This window comes from Acidovorax sp. FJL06 (assembly GCF_003852545.1).
Lineage (GTDB): Bacteria > Pseudomonadota > Gammaproteobacteria > Burkholderiales > Burkholderiaceae_C > Acidovorax.
Window position 1 is genome coordinate 135,548 of sequence record NZ_QAJR01000001.1, and the last position, 18,832, is coordinate 154,379.

At 64.4% G+C, this 18,832-nt stretch carries 14 protein-coding genes and 1 pseudogene; 10 read left to right on the plus strand and 5 right to left on the minus strand.

Features of this window, described 5'->3' with window-relative positions; genetic code table 11:
* Positions 1-343, plus strand: a pseudogene (locus DBV10_RS00600) (alkene reductase); the annotation flags it as partial.
* Between the two features lie 154 nt (positions 344-497).
* On the opposite strand, the gene DBV10_RS00605 reads toward DBV10_RS00600, so the two are convergent.
* The 3 genes from DBV10_RS00605 to DBV10_RS00615 form a co-directional block, all read right to left on the minus strand.
* On the minus strand, positions 498-1,085 hold the full coding sequence (locus DBV10_RS00605; protein WP_124509582.1) for a hemerythrin domain-containing protein: 588 nt from the start codon (positions 1,083-1,085) through the stop codon (positions 498-500).
* A 287-nt stretch (positions 1,086-1,372) separates the two neighbouring features.
* A complete protein-coding gene (locus DBV10_RS00610; RefSeq protein ID WP_124509584.1) occupies positions 1,373-3,040 on the minus strand; it encodes a methyl-accepting chemotaxis protein in 1,668 nt (555 codons plus the stop codon).
* 118 nt (positions 3,041-3,158) lie between these two features.
* On the minus strand, positions 3,159-5,513 hold the full coding sequence (locus DBV10_RS00615) for a cation-translocating P-type ATPase (protein WP_124509587.1): 2,355 nt from the start codon (positions 5,511-5,513) through the stop codon (positions 3,159-3,161).
* Between the two features lie 166 nt (positions 5,514-5,679).
* Here DBV10_RS00615 and DBV10_RS00620 point away from each other — a divergent pair, with 166 nt between their 5' ends.
* The 4 genes from DBV10_RS00620 to DBV10_RS00635 all read left to right on the plus strand — a co-directional run bounded on the left by DBV10_RS00620 (position 5,680) and on the right by DBV10_RS00635 (position 9,221).
* On the plus strand, positions 5,680-5,886 hold the full coding sequence (locus tag DBV10_RS00620) for a heavy-metal-associated domain-containing protein (protein WP_124509589.1): 207 nt from the start codon (positions 5,680-5,682) through the stop codon (positions 5,884-5,886).
* Positions 5,883-6,350, plus strand: coding sequence for a Cu(I)-responsive transcriptional regulator (gene cueR, locus DBV10_RS00625; RefSeq protein WP_124509591.1), 468 nt, complete (start codon positions 5,883-5,885; stop codon positions 6,348-6,350). Before DBV10_RS00620 ends, cueR begins: the two co-directional genes overlap by 4 nt.
* 136 nt (positions 6,351-6,486) lie before the next feature.
* Positions 6,487-8,049: a class I SAM-dependent DNA methyltransferase gene (locus tag DBV10_RS00630; protein WP_124509593.1), complete on the plus strand. Its 1,563-nt coding sequence runs from the start codon at positions 6,487-6,489 to the stop codon at positions 8,047-8,049.
* 11 nt (positions 8,050-8,060) lie between these two features.
* Complete coding sequence (locus tag DBV10_RS00635) at positions 8,061-9,221, plus strand: restriction endonuclease subunit S (protein WP_233589750.1); 1,161 nt, start codon at positions 8,061-8,063, stop codon at positions 9,219-9,221.
* Positions 9,222-9,504: 283 nt separating this feature from the next.
* Here the strand turns inward: DBV10_RS00635 and DBV10_RS00640 are convergent, their stop codons facing one another.
* Entirely contained in the window at positions 9,505-10,968 is a 1,464-nt protein-coding gene (locus DBV10_RS00640; protein ID WP_124509597.1) for an ATP-binding protein, read from the minus strand.
* Between the two features lie 243 nt (positions 10,969-11,211).
* Between DBV10_RS00640 and DBV10_RS00645 the strand changes: the two genes are divergently transcribed.
* Entirely contained in the window at positions 11,212-11,466 is a 255-nt protein-coding gene (locus DBV10_RS00645; protein WP_094289931.1) for a helix-turn-helix domain-containing protein, read from the plus strand.
* Entirely contained in the window at positions 11,463-14,933 is a 3,471-nt protein-coding gene (locus DBV10_RS00650; RefSeq protein WP_124509599.1) for a DEAD/DEAH box helicase family protein, read from the plus strand. The genes DBV10_RS00645 and DBV10_RS00650 overlap by 4 nt, the downstream gene beginning before the upstream one ends.
* Positions 14,934-15,041: 108 nt before the next feature.
* On the opposite strand, the gene DBV10_RS00655 is transcribed toward DBV10_RS00650, so the two are convergent.
* A complete protein-coding gene (locus DBV10_RS00655; RefSeq protein ID WP_233589751.1) occupies positions 15,042-15,896 on the minus strand; it encodes a TetR/AcrR family transcriptional regulator in 855 nt (284 codons plus the stop codon).
* A 155-nt stretch (positions 15,897-16,051) separates the two neighbouring features.
* On the opposite strand from DBV10_RS00655, the gene DBV10_RS00660 reads away from it, so the two are divergent.
* The 3 genes from DBV10_RS00660 to DBV10_RS00670 are packed head-to-tail and all read left to right on the plus strand — an operon-like array spanning position 16,052 to position 18,830.
* Complete coding sequence (locus tag DBV10_RS00660; RefSeq protein ID WP_124509601.1) at positions 16,052-16,915, plus strand: ABC transporter ATP-binding protein; 864 nt, start codon at positions 16,052-16,054, stop codon at positions 16,913-16,915.
* On the plus strand, positions 16,912-17,793 hold the full coding sequence (locus tag DBV10_RS00665; RefSeq protein WP_124509603.1) for a branched-chain amino acid ABC transporter permease: 882 nt from the start codon (positions 16,912-16,914) through the stop codon (positions 17,791-17,793). The genes DBV10_RS00660 and DBV10_RS00665 overlap by 4 nt, the downstream gene beginning before the upstream one ends.
* The gene (locus DBV10_RS00670; protein WP_124509605.1) at positions 17,793-18,830 is read left to right on the plus strand and encodes a branched-chain amino acid ABC transporter permease; all 1,038 of its coding nucleotides are present in this window, start codon (positions 17,793-17,795) and stop codon (positions 18,828-18,830) included. Before DBV10_RS00665 ends, DBV10_RS00670 begins: the two co-directional genes overlap by 1 nt.
* Positions 18,831-18,832: the final 2 nt, after the last annotated feature.

Here is an 18,832-nt window from a genome sequence, read left to right on the forward strand (position 1 = left end):
GCTCGGGCCCCTGGGCCTGTCGTACCTCCACCTCATCGAAGGCGCCACCGGCGGCCCGCGCGAAGTGGAAGGCCGCCCGTTCGACTACGCCGCCCTCAAGGCCGCGTACCGCGCCGCCAGCGGCCAGGGCGCCTGGATGGTCAACAACGCCTACACCCGTGCGCTGGCCGACTCCGCCCTGGCCCAGGGTGCCGACATCGTGGCCTTTGGCCGCCCCTTCATCGCCAACCCCGACCTGGTGGCGCGCCTGCACGCCAACGCACCGCTCAACGAGGTGAACCGCGCCACGCTGTATGGCGGCGGGGCCGAGGGGTATACGGACTACCCCGCGCTCAGCGCCTGAGTTCACACCGCGAAGGAACGGCCTCGGTGGGCAGTGCCGGTTGCAACTGGCGCTGCGCAAGCCAGCGGCCGCCGCGCAAGGGCCGCCCCGCCGCGCTGGCGGCGTCCCCCTGCCCGCGCAGCGTAGCGAGAGCGGGGGGAAGCGGCGAAGCCGCTCAGGGGGGTGAACCCAATCCAATCGGACTGGGCGCCCGCATCACGATGCGGGTGAACAGGCGGTCATAGGCCGCATCGCGCGGCTTGCCGGGGGCCAGCGGGTTGGTGTTGCTGGCAAAGGCCGCGTCCATGGCCGTCCAGTCGCCGGCCTCCAAGTGCTGCTGCGCGGCCGGGATGACCACGGTTTCCTCCAGGCGCATGTGCTCCAGGTAAAAGCGGATGTAGCGCTCCAGCGCCTGGGCAAACGCCTCGCGGCGCGCATCGCCCATCAGCTCCCAGCCCAGCAGCAGGTGCTGCAGCTCGCGCACCGCCGCCTCGCCGCCGGCGTGGTCGCGCTCCAGCTGCGCAATGGCTTCGGCAGCCTCGGGCGAACGTGCCGCCACCTTGGGAAACAGCCACTGCGATTCCTTGGGGTGGTGCTGCCGCTCGGGAAACTCGTCGATGTAGAACAGCATCGCCCGCATCACGTCAAAGAACGCGGCGGGCTCATCGCCCGGGCCCTGGTCCAGCATCAGGCGCAGCGAGTGCAGCACCGCCGCCAGCGACGCATGCTCCTCGCGGATGGTTCGCAGACTGATCGACGACATGGCACACCCCCAGGTTAAACAGGGCTCCAGAGTGCCACGCAGGGCCAGGCCAGGTCATGACGCAGGTCAATAAACAAACAGGCAGGCAGAGAGGCAGGTCAAGCGATCAGGGAACACGGACCGGCACAGCCCCGGCATGCCCGCAACCCCCACAAGGCGCCCGAACCAAAGAAAAGGCCCTGCACGCCAGACTTGCAGGGCCTTGGAGGGCTGGCCGCGCCACCGCAGCACCACCCGGTGGGGCCGCACGGGGCGGCGCGGCGGACGCACGGTGAAGAATCAGTGCATCAGCGCGCCAGCCGGGCCTGCACAAGGCCCGAGGCCAGCACCTGGGGTGCCGGGTGCGGTGCGGCCGCGCGGCCGTGGCCAGGGTGGTGGCCCTGCCCCATGGCCTCGGCCAGGCGGAACTGCTGCACCACCTGCGACAGGCGCGCTGCCTGCTCACGCAGCGACTCGGCCGCAGCGGCGGACTCTTCCACCAGCGCAGCGTTCTGCTGCGTCATGCGGTCGATCTCGCCCACCGACTGGTTCACCTGGCCGATGCCGGCCGACTGCTCGGACGCCGCCGCCGTGATCTCGCCAATGATGTCGCCCACGCGCTGCACGCTGCTCACGATGTCCTTCATGGCCGTGCCCGCCTCTTCCACATGGCGCACGCCGCCGTCCACCGCCGTCACGCTGCTCTGGATCAGGCCCTTGATGTCGCTGGCCGCTGCCGCGCTGCGCTGCGCCAGGCTGCGCACCTCGCTGGCCACCACGGCAAAGCCGCGGCCCTGCTCACCCGCGCGGGCGGCTTCCACCGCCGCGTTCAGCGCCAGGATGTTGGTCTGGAAGGCGATGGAATCGATCAGGCCGATGATGTCGCCAATCTTGCGGCTGGAGGCCGAGATCTCCTGCATGCTGGCCACCGCCTGCTGCACCACACCCCCACCGTGCGTGGCCATCTGCGAGGCCGAGGCCGCCAGCTGGTTCGCCATCTGCGAGGAGGACGCCGTCTGCTGCACAGTGGACGTGAGCTGCGACAGCGAGGACACGGCCTCCTGCGCGTTGCTGGCCGTCTGCTCGGTGCGCTGCGACAGATCCTGGTTGCCCGTGGCGATCTCCTGGCTGGCCGTGGCGATGTTGCCGCTGGCATCGCGCACCTGCGCCACCAGCGCGCCCAGGCCCTGCTGCATCTCGCGCAGTGCACGCTGCAGGTCGGCCACTTCGTCCTTGCCCTCGGCCGCAATGTGCTGCGACAGGTCGCCCCCCGCAATCGCCTGCGCCATCTTGCGCGCCTCTTCCAGCGGGTTGCAGATGGAGTTCATATTCATGAGCGTGGTGGGCACCACCACCACCACCGTGATCAGCACAGCCAGCACAAACAGCCACTTGGTCTGGTCGGACACCTGGCCCTGCTGCGCCACGGACTTCGTGACCTCGTTGCGCAGCACCGTGTCCAGCTCCGCCATCAGCTTGTCGGCCAGGTCGAATTCGGCCACCGCCTTGCCGCTCATGCGGTTGGCGATGGTGGCGGTGTCGTAGCCGCTGGCTTCGAGCTGGCGCGCCACATGGGCAAACAGATCCTTGTAGCTGTCGAGCTTGGCGATGATGTTGCGCGCCACCGCGTTGTCGGCATCCTCGCCCCCTTCCAGGAACTTGCCCGCAATCTTCTTGGCCTTGTCGTGGCTCGCCAGCCACTTGGTGTGGGCGGCCTTCACGGCCTCGGGTTTTTCGTAGCCAATGATCATGTCCTTCTCATGCTGGCGGATGGCGCCCATCTCGCCGCGCAGCTCGGCCATGTTGCTCACCTTGGCGAACGAGTTGTCCATGAAGTTCTGGCTCATGTCATGGATGCGGAACATGCCCAGCATGCCCGCCCCCCCGAGCAGCCCCAAGAGCCCCAGAACCACGCCGATGGCACCCAGCATGCGCAGCCGAATGGTGAACTGCCGCATGAGCGAGAAGAGATTCATGATCTGTCGTCCTTTGTATTGGTATCTGCACGGCAGGCTGCGGGGCGTGCGGCCGCCGCAGGCATGCAACAAAGCGTTGCAGTTTGCCAGACATGGACAGCACCGTCGTCAGTGTTTCTCACATGCGCCAGCGCTTGAGCAGCAGGGCATTCGCCATCACGCTGACCGAGCTGAGCGCCATGGCCGCACCGGCCACCACCGGGTTCAGATACCCCAGCGCGGCCAGCGGAATGCCCGCCACGTTGTATGCAAACGCCCAGAACAGGTTCTGGCGGATTTTCAGCACCGTGCGGTGCGAAATGTCCAGCGCCGCAGCCACCAGCATCGGGTCACCGCGCATCAGCGTGATGCCCGCCGCATGCATGGCCACATCGGTGCCGTTGCCCATGGCCATGCCCACATCGGCCGCCGCCAGCGCCGGGGCATCGTTAACGCCGTCGCCCACCATCGCAACTTGATGGCGCTTGCCATCGCTGCCCTGTTGCAACGCAGCCACCTTGGCGGCCTTGTCGCCCGGCAACACCTCGGCCATCACCTCGCCCGCGCCGGGGTCCAGCCCCAGGCGCCGGGCCATCGCCTCGGCCGCGCCCCGGTTGTCGCCCGACACCATCACGGTGCGGATTCCGCGTGCCTTGAGCGCCGCCAGCGCCTCGCGCGCGCCGGGCTTGGGTTCGTCGCCAAAGGCCAGCAGAGCGCGCAAGACATAGTGCGCCCCCACGCTCGGCACTCCCGTGTCCTCGCTGCCCCCCAAGGGGGCGTTCGCGGCTTCGGGCGGCCGCGCGCCGCTCAGCCCTTGCGTGGTGCGTTGCGCCACAGCGGACACCGTGGCGCCTTCACGCTGCAAAGCCTCTGCGCGGCCTGACAGCGGGCCCAGGTCCACGCCCAGCTCCTGCATCCAGCGCAGGCTGCCCACCAGAGTGCTCTGGCCCGCCACCTCGCCCTCGGTGCCGCGCCCGGGCACGGCGCGCACGCCCTCCGGGGTTGCCACGGCCAGTTGCCGCTGCGCAGCCGCCGCCACCACAGCGCGCGCCAGCGGGTGTTCGCTGCCGCTTTGCACCGCCGCCACGGCTGCCATCACGGCGGCGGCATCGGCACCGGGCGCGGCCTCGAAAGCCGTCAGCCGAGGCCGCCCCACGGTCAGCGTGCCGGTCTTGTCGAAGGCCACCACATCCACCTTGTGCGCCAGCTCCAGCGCCTGTGCGTCCTTGATGAGAATGCCGTGCTTGGCCGCCACCCCCGTGCCCGCCATGATGGCGGCCGGCGTGGCCAGCCCCAGCGCACAGGGGCAGGCGATCACCATCACCGCCACGGCGTGGATCAGCGCGGACTCCAGGCCCGCGCCCGCCCACAGCCAGCCCAGCAGCGTGGCCAGGGCCACCACCAGCACCACCGGCACAAAGACGGCCGACACCTGGTCCACCAGCCGCTGGATGGGCGCCTTGGCGGCCTGCGCGTCCTCCACCAGCCGGATGATCTGGGCCAGCACCGTCTCGGCGCCCACGGCCGTCACCGCCATCACGATGCGGCCATCGCCATTGATCGATCCACCCGTCAGCGCCGCGCCCACATCGCGCGCCACCGGCAGGGGCTCGCCCGTCAGCATGGATTCGTCCACCTGCGTGTGGCCCTCGTGCACTGTGCCATCCACGGGGATGCGCTCGCCGGGCCGCACCACCAGATGGTCGCCCACCAGCACCTCGGCCACCGGCACATCCACCTCGCCACCCTTGCTCAGCAAATGCACCACGTCCGGCCGCAGCGCATGCAGCGCGCGGATGGCCGCCGTGGTCTGGCGCTTGGCACGCGCCTCCAGCCACTTGCCCAGCAGCACCAGCGTGACCACCACGGCCGAGGCTTCGAAGTACAGGTGCGGCACATGCCCCGGGTGACCGATGGGCGCCGTGAGCCACAGCCACATCGACAGGCCCCAGCCCGCACTGGTGCCCAACGCCACCAGCAAATCCATGTTGCCCGACAGCGCCTTGGCCGCATGCCAGCCCGCCTTGTAGAAGCGCGCGCCCAGGATGAATTGCACCGGCGTGGCCAGCACAAACTGCACCCAGGCCGGCAGCATCCAGTGCTGGCCGAACAGGTCGCCCACCATGGGCAGCACCAGCGGCGCCGACAGCAGCAGGCCGATGCCCACGGGCAGAAACCCCGCCCAGGGCGACAGGTCTTCGGCCACATCGTCTTGCCCCGCCGCACGCGGCTCGTAGCCCGCGTTGCGCACCGCCCGGCGCAGCACCGCTTCCATGGCGGCGGCGTCGGAGCCGACCTGCGTGACAAAGGCAATGCGGGCGGATTCAGTGGCCAGGTTGACCGAGGCCTCCTGCACGCCCGGCACCTTGCGCAGCGCGCGCTCCACACGGCCCACACAGCTCGCGCAGGTCATGCCGGCAATGCCCAGGTCCAGCGAATGCACCAGATCGGCAGGGGGAGGGGTGGCGGGGGAAGAGGTGGTGGTGGTGTTCATGGCCAGGATGCTGATCCTTGACGTGATGGCAAGGTCAAGCATTGATATTGATCAACCCTCACATCATGAGTGTCTTGGACGGTGTTTGACTCTGCCACGATGTCAGGCTTCAACATGCGTTCCGGTCGATTCGACGACCGCCTTTTCAACCTACAAGGACACCCCCATGACAACCACCACCACGACTTTCCAAGTGCAGGGCATGACCTGCGGCCACTGCGAACGCGCCGTCACCCAGGCCGTGCAACAGGTAGACCCCAACGCCCAGGTGCGCATCGACCGCGCCAGCGGCAAGGTGGACGTGGACAGCACCGCCCCGCGCGAAGCCCTGGCCGCCGCCATTGCCGAAGAAGGCTACACCGTCGCGGCATGACCATGGCCCCCGCCACCATCTGGCCCGTGCCCATCGGCATCGCCGCCCAACGCGCAGGCATCTCGGCACGCATGGTGCGGCACTACGAATCGCTGGGCCTTGTCAAAGGCGTGGCGCGCACCGACAGCGGCTACCGCCAGTACACCGAGGCCGACGTGCACGCCCTGCACTTCATCCGACGCAGCCGCGACCTGGGCTTCTCGATGGAAGAGATCGCCGAACTGCTGGACCTGTGGCACGACCGCAGCCGCGCCAGCAGCCAGGTCAAGCGCATCGCCCAGCAACACATCGACGACCTGAGCGAACGCATCGCCCAGATGCAGGCCATGCAGCGCAGCCTGCAGACCCTGGTGTCCTGCTGCAAAGGCAACGACCGGCCCGACTGCCCCATCCTGGACGACCTGGCGGCGGGGCACAGCGAGCCCCGCAGCACAGCGCCGCGCAAGACGCTATCAAATAAATAGCTACCAAGGCATATCCATCGCGCGGTGGAGGCCAAAAAACCTCAAAACTTCTGCCCACCGCACGGCCCACATCTCTGCGGCAAGCCCCACATGGCAGACTCTCAGGCTTTCTCACAGCCCCCTACAGACTGCTCCCATGCTCACCGGTGACCTGCGCAACAAAGTCGATCAAGTCTGGAACGCCTTCTGGTCCGGCGGCATCGCCAACCCCATCGAAGTCATCGAGCAGATCACCTACCTGCTCTTTCTGCGCGCCCTCGATAGCGACCAGACCCGCGAAGACAACAAAGCCCTGCGCCTCAAAACCCAGCCCGTGCGCCTCATCCCCGCAGGCGTGGATGCGCAAGAACGTCCACACGACAACATGCGCTGGTCCCGCTTCAAGAACATGGCCCCGGCCGAGATGTTTGAGGTGCTCAGCAACCAGGTCTTCCCCTTCCTGCGCGGCCTGCAAACCTCGGGCGGCCCGGCGGCAGAAACCGCCTTTGCCCGCCACATGCAGGGCGCCCGCTTCACCATCCCCACGCCATCGCTGCTGCAACGGGTGGTGGACTTGCTCGACACCATTCCGCTGGACGACCGCGACACCAAGGGCGACCTGTACGAATACATGCTCGGCAAGATCGCCTCTGCCGGGCAAAACGGCCAGTTCCGCACCCCGCGCCACATCATCGACCTGATGGTGGCCCTGACGGCCCCCACGCCGCAAGACACCATCTGCGATCCGGCCTCGGGCACCTGCGGCTTCCTTGTGGCCGCAGGCGAATACCTGCGCCGCACCTACCCCGACATGCTGCGCGTGCCCGCGCAAAACGCGCACTTCCACAGCGGCATGTTCCACGGCTACGACTTTGACAACACCATGCTGCGCATTGGCAGCATGAACATGGTGCTGCACGGCGTAGAGCACCCCGCCATCGAATACCGCGACTCGCTCGCCGAAGGCGCGGCGGGTGATGCCGAGGCCTACAGCCTCATCCTGGCCAACCCGCCCTTTGCAGGCAGCCTGGACTACGAAAACACCGCCAAGGATTTGCAGCAAACCGTCAAAACCAAAAAGACCGAGCTGCTCTTTCTGGCCCTGTTCCTGCGCCTGCTCAAAACCGGCGGGCGCGCGGCCGTCATCGTGCCCGACGGCGTGCTCTTTGGCAGCAGCAAAGCCCACAAAGAACTGCGCCGCAAGCTGGTGGAAGAGCAAAAGCTCGACGCCGTCATCAGCCTGCCCGGCGGCGTGTTCAAACCCTACGCGGGCGTCAGCACCGCCATCCTGCTCTTCACCAAAACCATGAGCGGCGGCACGGACCATGTGTGGTTCTACGACATGCAGGCGGATGGCTGGAGCCTGGACGACAAACGCCAGCCCCTGCTGGATACCAGCCTTTTAGGCCTGCAGCACTTTGTGGACAAGCGCAACCAGCTATCAGAAGCAGATCACGCCAAAAACAACCTGCCCGACGTGCTGGAGCGCTGGGGCCAGCGCAACGGCACCGAACGCGACCGCCCCCGCACCGCCCAGAGCTTCTGCGTGCCCAAGGCCGACATCGAGGCCAATGGGTACGACCTGAGCATCAACCGCTACAAGGAAGTGGTGCACGCGCAGGTGCAGCACCAGGCGCCGGGGGAGGTCTTGGTGGAGCTGCGGGAGTTGGAAAGCGAGATTGCGCGGGGGATGGATGCGCTGGAGGGGATGTTGAAGTGAGTGCCACCCCAATGATTCCCGTTGGTGATCTGATGGTGTCACGCGGTGGAAGCGTGAACCCACTGCAGTTTCCAGACGAAGAATTTGATCTTTACAGCATCCCTGCTTTTGATGCCGGACGGCCGGAGATCGCGCTCGGGACTGAAATCGGCTCCACCAAGCAAATCATCCAGCCAAGCGATGTTCTGCTCTCAAAGATCGTTCCACATATCCGGCGCGCTTGGGTTGTGGGCGATGACCGTGGCCGAAGGTTGATTGGCTCCGGGGAATGGATCGTTTTTAGAAGCGAGAAAGTTTTTCCAAGTTACCTACGGCATGTGCTGGTGGGCGATCCATTTCACCAGCAATTCATGCAGACGGTTTCCGGTGTGGGTGGCTCACTCCTTCGCGCACGTCCTGCATTTGTGGCATCGATTCAGATCCCCCTGCCCCCACTGGGAGAACAACGCCGCATCGCCGCCATCCTCGACCAAGCCGAAGCCCTCCGAACCCAACGCCGCACCGCCCTGGCCCTGCTCGACATCCTCACCCAGTCCATCTTTCTCGATATGTTTGGGGACCCAGTGGTGAATCCGAAGGGGTGGGATGCAATGCAATTTGGAAACGGAATTGCAACCTCACTCCGCAACGGTCTCTCCCCGTCAACGGATGGGAAAATAATGGCGAAGGTTCTGACGTTATCCGCGATAACTGGGGAGAGCTTCAATCCCGACGCTTGGAAGCTAGCCCCTTTTCACGCAGAACCGCCGGCTCAACAAGCCGTTGATGAAAACGACTTCTTGGTTTGTCGAGGAAACGGAAACGTCAAACTCGTTGGAAAGGGCTACTTTCCCAGCAGATCATTCACTGATGTGACCTTTCCGGACACCATCATTGCAGCGCGGATCAACGGTCAGAACATCAAGCGCGAATACTTGCAATTCATCTGGAACTCAAAAGCAGTTCGCCTTCAGATTGAAGCGCTGGCAAGAACGACTAACGGGACGTTCAAGGTCAACCAAATGATGCTTGAGAGAATTCAAATTCTCGTTCCCCCCCTCCCCCTTCAACAAACCTTCGCCACCCGCATCGCCTCCATCGAAGCCCTCAAAACCACCCACCGCCGCGCCCTGACCGCGCTCGATGCGCTGTTTGCCTCGCTGCAGCAGCGGGCGTTTGCGGGGCAGTTGTGAAGAACGACCACGACCTGGGGTAAAGGGAAAATCCCTGAACTTCCCAATGGATTCAATGACTTAGCCGGTGGTGCCCTCATCCGTGAGGGCACCAAAGCTTGGCTTTTTTAGTGTTGGGCGGGGACAGCAGCAGGCGAAACACGCCCAGCGCTCCGGACGAGCAATCGGCACCTCCATCAAGTACCCGTCAAATAAGCAGAATTTGCTAACTTGTTGTCAATAAAGGGAATTTTTGAAAAAAGCGCTTCGGTGACGCCCTTTCATCAAATACCCATCAAACAAATCAGGCCCAGTGCGGCACATAGCGGCGCAGCTTGGGCGCCGCAGCTTCATCCTCCAGGCGGATGACACCAGCCGCCAGCGCATCCTTGAGCAAACGGGAGGCGATGGCGCTGTTTTTGGGGTCGATACCAAAGCGCTGGCGCAGCGTGGTGTTGGTCATGTATTCACGCTGCACATAGCGCAGGCAAGCGTGCAGATAAACGGCGCGCACCCGGTCCTCCCGATCCATGCCCGCCAGGGGGCGGGGAGCAAACAGGGTGGCGCGAGTGGATTCGCCCACCACGTCAAACGCAGGGGCAGGGAGTTGGTACAGCTCGGCCTCAGACACCACCTTGTCCACACCGCTGCCGCGCTCCTCACAAATGCCCACCAATCGCATGATGGAGGCCAGGCTCTCATTGCGCGACCGGGGCGGGTGATCCAGCATGCGCAGGGGCTCCATGAGCGGCTTGCCCGGGTTGGTGATTTCCATGCGGTCATCAAAGATTTCGACCATGGGGCCACTGCCCGTAACGCTCAAGTCCTGATGGATCAGTGCGTTGGCAACCAATTCACGAATGGCCAATTCGGGGTACATGCGCACCGACTTGCGCAATGCCTGACCGATCACTTCATTGATGGGCAGCAGGTTGTTCACAAATCCCACCAACCCTTCAAAGCCCGCCGCGTAGCCGCGCATGCCTTCTTGCTCGCGCAGGGTTTTGACGCGCCCGGTCCCTTCGTAAACCACCACGCGCACGGCCTTGCGTTGCAGGCGCGGAAAGTCAGCCAAGCGCTTGGCAAATAGCAATGCCCCAAGATTGAAGATGCGCCAATGACCGCCACCCATGGGTTCCACTAAGCGATGTGCTTGCAACCCGGCCAGCATGCCATCGCGATGATTGGGAACTGGCTTGTCCAGCAACTCAAAAAACGCCGGGTAGTCGATGAGTTTCAAAACTTCATCGGCGCTGAGCTTCTCGGCGGCAGCCAACATCTCGAACGGAGTGGCGTCCAGCATCCGCCATAACGTGCGCTCTTTTTCAGGAAAGTCCTTGAGTGGCTTCTTGTAAGAGGCAACCCGGATGTACTCCACCCCTTGAAACTTCACCGGGTGCCGAAACGCAGAATCAATCTCCAGCAAAACGACCGAACGCCCATCGATCTCAATGCGATGGAAATGAAAGCCGATGCGCGGACTCAACAGCCGCAACAACCAGCTTTCCAACTCTTCGTTACCTTGCCGAACAGTCTGTGGATCAAAGCTCGTACCCACGATGGCATGCCCCTCGTCGGCAACGCCCCAAAGCATGTAAGCATGGGCCCTGCCTTCCAAAGCAGCACTGTTGGCCAGTGCAGAGATGTACTCGCCAATGTCTTGCGGTTCGGCCTTGTTTTCCTTGAACTCCAGCCAGCCCGTTTCAGATGGCATGGCCGCAAACTCAAGTACCAAACTGCGCAAGTAATTTTGGTCTCGCAAGTTCATCTCTCTCCACAGTTTCCAGATTGCATATTCGGTCGCCAATTCTTGAGATGGGACCACAGCGCAGTATGGCAGCAGCCTGCATGAAACCGACACAAGCACTGAGCGTTGTCACCGGGTGAGCCTTCGCAACAAAAAAACTACCCATGGCCTGTGAAGCAAGCCCATCACTTAAAGTGTCCTCATAAGAGCAAAAGCGACCAAAAAAGCTGATTCGGTGTTGAGATTGCTCTCATAGGGACAAAAATGAACCTCACGCCTACCAACTCTGCCCAACTGGCCCAAGCCCTTGCCACTGAACGCAAGCGCCAAGGCATGACACGTTCACAAACAGCCGCCGTGTGCAATGTCAGCCCGTCGTTCATTCGTGATGCAGAGAGCCACCCAGAAAGTTGTTCGCTGCAAAAATTGGTTTTGCTGGTGTGCGGGCTGGGGTTGACGCTGAACATCGAGGGTTGGTCTAAACCACCCGCAAACAACGAACAGGGAGAGAGTGCATGAGCACAGTGCTATCCAACTTCACCTTCCTGCAACCCGACTGGCCCGACCTGCTGGCCGAAGCCCGCCGCGCCGAGGCCGCCGCCCATGCCGACCCGCGCACCGCCTGCTTTTACGCCCGCCGCACGCTGGAGCTGGCCGTGGCCTGGCTGTACCAAGCCGAAGGGGGCCGGGGTGGCTGCCTGCGCATGCCGTACAAGGCGGATTTATCGGCGTTTTTGTTTGAACCCAGCTTTCAGCAACTGGTAGGCACGGCGGTGCACGCCAAGATGGATGTGATTCGCCGACTGGGCAACCAGGCCGTGCACCACGCCCGCCCGGTGCCGCCGCAAGATGCGCTGGCCGCGTTGCGCGAGCTGTTCCATGTGGCCTTCTGGCTGGCGCAGCACTATGCGCGCCGCGTGGGTGACCGGCCTGCGGCGGGGCTGCAGTTTCGCGTGGATCTGCTGCCCAAGCCTGCCACTACCGACGCCACTGCAGAGCAAGCCGCCAGCCGCGCCGCCCAGACCGCCGCACAAGAAGCCTTGGCCAAGCAAGCCCAAGCCCTGGCCGATCGCGATGCCGCCCTGCGCGAAGCCACAGCCCGCAATGCCGCGCTGGATGCCGAACTGGCCCGCTACCGCGCAGAGATTGCGGCTGCCAAGGCCGCCAACGCAGCGCAGCCCGCCACAGCGCACGACTACGACGAGGCCGCCACGCGCGACCTGTTCATTGACCTGCTGCTCAAAGAAGCCGGCTGGGCGCTGGACCAGCCACGCGACCGCGAGTTTGCAGTGCAGGGCATGCCCAACAACGAGGGCAAGGGCTTTGTGGACTATGTGCTGTGGAGCGGCGAGATACCCCTGGCCATTGTGGAAGCCAAGCGCACCCGCCGCAGCGCCAAGGAGGGCGAACAGCAGGCCCGCCTGTATGCCGACTGCCTGGCAAAAAGCACCGGCCACCGCCCCGTGATCTACGGCACCAATGGCTACGAGCACTGGATGTGGGACGACACCACCAGCCCGCCGCGTGCGGTGCAAGGCTTTCATACGCGGGACGAGCTGGAATTGTTGGCCCAGCGCCGCACCATGCGCAAGCCGCTGGCCAGCCTGCCGATTGCGGCGGGCATTGTGGAGCGCCACTACCAGCACCGTGCCATTCGCCGCATTGCCGAGACCTTTGAACGCGACCAGCACCGCAAGGCGCTGGTGGTGATGGCCACGGGCGCAGGCAAAACCCGAACGGTGATTGCGCTGGTGGACTTGCTGATGCGCGCGGGCTGGGCCAAGCGCGTGCTGTTTTTGGCGGACCGCGTGGCGCTGGTGAACCAGGCGGTGAATGCCTTCAAGGCCCACTTGCCCGATGCGGCCCCGGTGAACCTGGTGACCGACCGCGCTACCGAGGGGCGGGTGTACGTGTCCACCTACCCCACGATGATGGGGCTCATCAACGAGGGCGCCAGTGGTGGCCAGCGCCGCTTTGGCGTGGGGCATTTTGATTTGATCGTGGTGGACGAGGCGCACCGCTCCATCTACCAAAAGTACCGCGCCATCTTCAGCTACTTTGACGCGCTGCTGGTGGGCCTGACGGCCACGCCCAAGGACGAGATCGACCGCAACACCTATAGCCTGTTTGGCCTGGAAAGCGGCGTGCCCACGGATGCGTATGGCCTGGACGACGCGATTACCGAGGGCTACCTGGCCCCGCCCAAAGCGATTTCGGTGCCGTTGAAATTCCAACGCCAGGGCATTCGCTACGACGAACTGAGCGACGACGAAAAGGACCAGTGGGACGCGCTGGAGTGGGACGAGGAAGACGGCGAGGCTCCCGATGAAGTGAGCGCCGAGGCGGTGAACCAGTGGCTGTTCAACACCGACACGGTGGACAAGATGCTGGCCCTGCTGATGGAACGCGGCCACAAGGTGGCGGGCGGCGACCGGCTGGGCAAAACCATCATCTTTGCCAAGAACCAGCGGCACGCCGAGTTCATCCAGCAGCGCTTTGACGCGAACTACCCCGAATACAAAGGCCTGTTCGCGCGCACCATCACCTTCAAGACGGAGTACGTGCAGTCGCTCATCGATGACTTCTCCAAAAAGAACGATGCCCCGCACATCGCCGTCTCGGTGGACATGCTGGACACCGGCATTGACGTGCCCGAGGTGGTGAATCTGGTGTTCTTCAAGATCGTGCGTTCCAAGGCCAAGTTCTGGCAGATGGTGGGGCGCGGCACGCGGCTGTGCCCTGAGCTGTACGGGCCGGGGCAGGACAAGAAAGACTTTTTCATCTTCGACTTCTGCCAGAACCTGGAGTTTTTCAGCCAGGAGCTGGCGGGCAGTGAAGGTGCGGTGGCTCAGCCACTGTCACAGCGCCTGTTCAATGCGCGGCTGGAGTTGATTGAAGTGCTGGACAAGCGTTTGAGCAGCAACGGCGTGGCCGATGAGGCACAGCAATCGCCCGTGCTGACCGAGGCCGCCATTCGCCGCGACACCGCTGGTCTGCTGCACAGCATGGTGGCGGGCATGTCGCTCGACAACTTTGTGGTGCGCCCGCAGCGCCGCTGGGTAGAGGCGTGGGCGCAGCCGGATGCATGGAAGCGCCCCAGCCCCGAACAACTGGCCGAGGTGTCCACGCACCTGTCGGGCCTGCCCACCGCCGTACGCGACGATGACGAAGACGCCAAGCGCTTTGATGCCCTGCTGCTAAACACCGAGTTGGCCCTGCTGCGCAGCGAACCAGCCCTGGCGCGGCTACAAACCAAGGTGCAGCAAGTTGCCAATGGCTTGCTGGAGAAAGCCAACATCCCGGTGGTGCGCGAGCACCTGCTGCTGATTGAGGCCGTGGCGGGGGACGAGTGGTGGCAGGACGTGACCCTGCCCATGCTGGAGCAGGCGCGGCGCAAGCTGCGCAGCCTGATCAAACTCATCGAAAAAGGCAGCCGCAAAGTGGTCTACACCGACTTTGAAGACGCCATCGGCGAAACCGCCGAAGTCGATTTGCCCCTGGTGGCCAGTGCGGTGGACTTTGACCGCTTTCGCGCGAAGGCCAAGGTCTTTTTGCGCGCCCACGAAGACCGGCTGGCGCTGCACAAGCTGCGCCGCAACCAGCCACTGACGGCTGCCGACCTGCAAGAGCTGGAAGCCCTGCTGCACGAAGCGGGCGGCACGGACGGCGACATTGAACGTGCGCGCACGCTGCACACCAGCCTGCCGGTGTTTGTGCGCTCGCTGGTCGGGCTGGACCGCGAGGCGGCCATGGCAGCGTTCTCGACTCTGATTGGCGCGGGCCAGGCCAGCGCCAGCCAGTTGCAGTTCATCGAAGAAATCGTGCAGCACCTGACCGAGCACGGCGCCATGCCCGCTGCGCGGCTATATGAGTCACCGTTCACCGATATCCATGCCCAAGGGCCGGATGGCGTGTTTGATGGCAACAAGGTAGAGCAACTGTTCCAGGCGCTGCAGGGTCTGGAATTGCAGCAGGCCGCAGCTTAAGTACAGCGCACCAAACGCCATCAATCACTATCAAAGATATAGCTGCTAGCGCCTGATCATCGGGCGCTAGCGGCCAATTTCACTTCGCTTCTGGACCAAGGCGAAATATCAGCTTTCGGTAGGCCGGGCAGCGTTCTTAGCTGTGCCTCTCGCCGCCCTGGGCTTGGGGGCGGGCACGGCAGCGGCGTCCAGCGCAGTGCTGTCAGCTGGCCGCCGCAACACCCCGTCACACAGCGTCGCAATGCACTGTTGCGCGACCTGCTCGGCCGTGTACTCGCCGCCGGGCTGGTACCAGCGGCCGATCCAGCTCAGCGCACCCGCAATCACAAAGGCCGTGATCTTGGGGTCGCAGGGCTGGATCGATCCTTCGGCCACGCCTTCGGCCACCAGGCGGCGGAACTCCTGGTCGATGGCGGACTTGAGGCGGCGCAGCTCCTTGCGGCTTTCGGGGGGCACCTGCTCGTCGCCCACGCGGATCAGGCACATGCCGAAGTCCATGGTGACGATGCGCGCGTACACCTGCATGCAGGTCATGAGCTGGTCGATGGCCTTGCCGCCTGCGGCGCGGGATGCGTCGATGCCTTCAAGCATCATCGCCAGCCCCTTGCCCACGCACTGCAACAGGATTTCGTCCTTGTTCTTCACGTAGTAGTACAGCGTGGGCTTGGTCACGTTCAGGCGCGCAGCGATGTCGTCGAGCGAGGTGGCGTGAAAGCCGCGCTCGTTGAACAGCTGCGCCGCCGCCTGCAGCACTGCGTTGCGCTTGGCTTCGCGCTGTCGCTCGCGGTGCGATACCGGAGCCCAGGGCGAAGCTGCGGCGGGCGACGCTTCGTCGGGTGCAGCAGCCTGGGCCGGGGGCAACGGGGCTGCGGATGAGGGCTTGGGGGCCGCGCGCTGGGTGCTGCTGCCGCTCGTGCTGCTTTTGCTGCTGCGTCGGGTCGATGCCGCTTTGGCCTGGGGCATGGGGGGCGATTCCTCGGGAAAGTACGGATGCTGAATGGGGTGGCGGCTTCCAGAATCTACTCACGAGTAAACAGTTTACGCACAAGTAGGAAATTTCTGCAGGGTTCCAGAGAAATTTCTGTCAGAAGCTGCGAACAACCCGTATTAGAAAGCCAATGGAGACAACCCCTTCCGGCCCCTTTGCTGCCACGCCCCTGCTCCAGGTGCAGGGCGTGACCCTGGCGTTTGGCGGCGTAAAGGCGCTGACCGGTGTGGGGTTTGATGTGCAGCCGGGCTCCATCACCGCCGTCATCGGCCCCAACGGCGCGGGCAAGACCTCGCTGTTCAACACCATCTCGGGCTTTTACCGGCCCAGCCAGGGTTCCATCCGCTTTCAGGGGCAGGACATCACCCGCGTGCCCGCACCGCAGCGCGCCAAGCTGGGCCTGGGACGCAGCTTTCAGAACATTGCGCTGTTCCGTGGCATGACCGTGCTCGACAACATCAAGCTGGGCCGCCACGCGCACCTCAAAACCAACGTGCTCCAAGCGCTGTTCTACCTGGGCCGCGCGCGCCGCGAAGAGGCCGAGCTGCGCCGCGACATCGAAGAACGCATCATCGATTTCCTCGAAATCGACCACATCCGCCATGCGCCCGTGTCGGCCCTTCCCTACGGCTTGCAAAAACGCGTGGAGATGGCCCGTGCGCTCGCCATGCAGCCACAGATCCTGATGCTGGACGAGCCCGTGGCCGGCATGAACCGCGAAGAGACCGAAGACATGGCGCGCTTCATCCTCGACGTGCGCGAAGAGTGGGGCGTGACGGTGCTCATGGTGGAGCACGACATGGGCATGGTGATGGACCTGTCGGACCACGTGGTGGTGCTCAACTTCGGCCAGGTCATCGCCCAGGGCACCCCCGCTGCCGTGCAGGCGGATCCCGAGGTGATTCGTGCCTACCTGGGCGCTGGCGATGTGGGCGACCTGCGCGCCAGGCTGCGGGCCAGCAGCCACTCCACCACCCCGCAGGGAGCCGCATGATGGACTGGGCGTACCTGTTTGAAATCAGCCTCACCGGCGTCGCGGGCGGCGGGCTGTACGCCCTCGCTGCGCTGGCCTTCGTGGTGGTTTACAAGGCCACGCGCGTAGTGAACATCGCCATTGGCGAGCTGCTCATGGTCGGTGCCTACCTGTTCTTCACCTTTGCCGCCACGTTTGCGCTGCCGCTGTGGCTGGCCATTCCGGCTGCCGTGCTGGGCACAGGCCTGCTGGGTGCCGTGATCGAGCGCACCATGATCCGCCCGCTGCTGGGCGAGCCACCCATCTCCGTTTTCATGGTCACCGTGGGCCTGGCTTCCGTGCTGGTCGGCCTGGTCGAGATGATCTGGACGGCCGACCAGCGCCGCCTGCCCGACTTCATGCCCAGCCAGCCCATCATGGTCGGCGACGCTTTCCTCGCGCCCAAGGTGTTCTGGGGTGCGGTGATTGCCATCGTGTTCATCGCGGCGGTGCTGGTGGTGTTCCGCTTCTGGCGCGGTGGCGTGGCCCTGCGCGCCACGGCCAGCGACCAAGCGGCCGCGTATTCGGTAGGCATCAACGTACCGCGCGTGTTCTCGCTGGCCTGGGTGGTGTCGGCCATGATCGCGGCGGTCTCCGGGATCATCGTCGGCTCCATTGGCGGCATCTCGTCGAGCATGGGCGTGTTTGGCCTGTCGGTGCTGGTGGTTGTCATCGTGGGCGGGCTCGACAGCGTGCTGGGCGCACTCATCGGTGGCGTGCTCATCGGTTTGATCGAAGCGCTGGCTGGGGCCTACCTGGGCGGCGAATACAAGCTGCTGGCCACCTTCATCGTGCTGGTCGCCGTGTTGCTGGTGCGGCCCTATGGCCTGTTCGGCACCCACGAGATAGAGAGACTCTGATGCGTATCGGAACCCTCAAGGAAACCTACATCGCCGACGCGGCGCTGTTCGACTCGCGCACGCAAAAGCGGTGGCTGGCCGTGGGCGCTGCGCTGCTGGTGCTGTTCCCGTTCATGGCCAGCGACTACTGGCTCTACCTGGCCTGCCTGGTCAGCATCAACGTGGCCAGCGCCACCGGCCTCAACATCCTCACCGGCTACACAGGGCTGGTCAGCCTGGGGCAGGCGGCCTTCATGGGCCTGGGCGCCTACACCGTGGCCGTGCTGGAAACCAAGGTGGGAACGCCCTTTGTGCTCAACCTGCTGGCCGGTGGCTTTGTCGCCATGCTGGGCGGCATCGTCGTGGGCATCCCTTCGCTGCGCGTGAAGGGGCTGTACCTGGCGATTGCCACCATTGCCGCATCGTTCATTGCGCACTTCATCTTTGCCAACTGGAAGTTCACTGGCGGCACAGGTGGCCTGAGCGTGCCGCCCGCCAAGCTGTTCGGCATGGCGCTCGACACCTCATTCCGCCTGTACTGGCTCATCGTGCCGGTCACCCTCCTCATGCTGCTGGGCGCGGCCAACCTGTTTCGCACGCGCGTGGGCCGTGCCTTCATCGCGATTCGCGACCGCGACATCTCGGCCGAGGTGCTGGGCATTCCGCTGCTGCGCTACAAACTGCTGTCGTTTGGCCTGTCGTCGTTCTACGCGGGCGTGGCGGGCGGACTGTGGGCCTACTTCTTTCGCGTGGTCACGCCCGAGAGTTTTCCGCTGCTCATGTCCATCTTCTTCCTCGCGGCCATCATCGTCGGCGGCATGGGCTCCATCCTGGGTGGCATCCTGGGCGCCGTGTTCATGACCATGGTGCCTGAGCTGCTCAAGCTCGTGGTGGGCCTGTTGCCCGGCGGCACGGAACTCACGGTGTTCCTCTCGCCTGTGCGCACCGTGATTTTTGGCCTGCTCATCATCGGTTTCCTCGTCTTCGAGCCCCATGGCCTGGCCGAAGTGTGGCGGCGCATCCGCCGTTTTTTCCATCTCTGGCCTTTCCGCAACTAAAC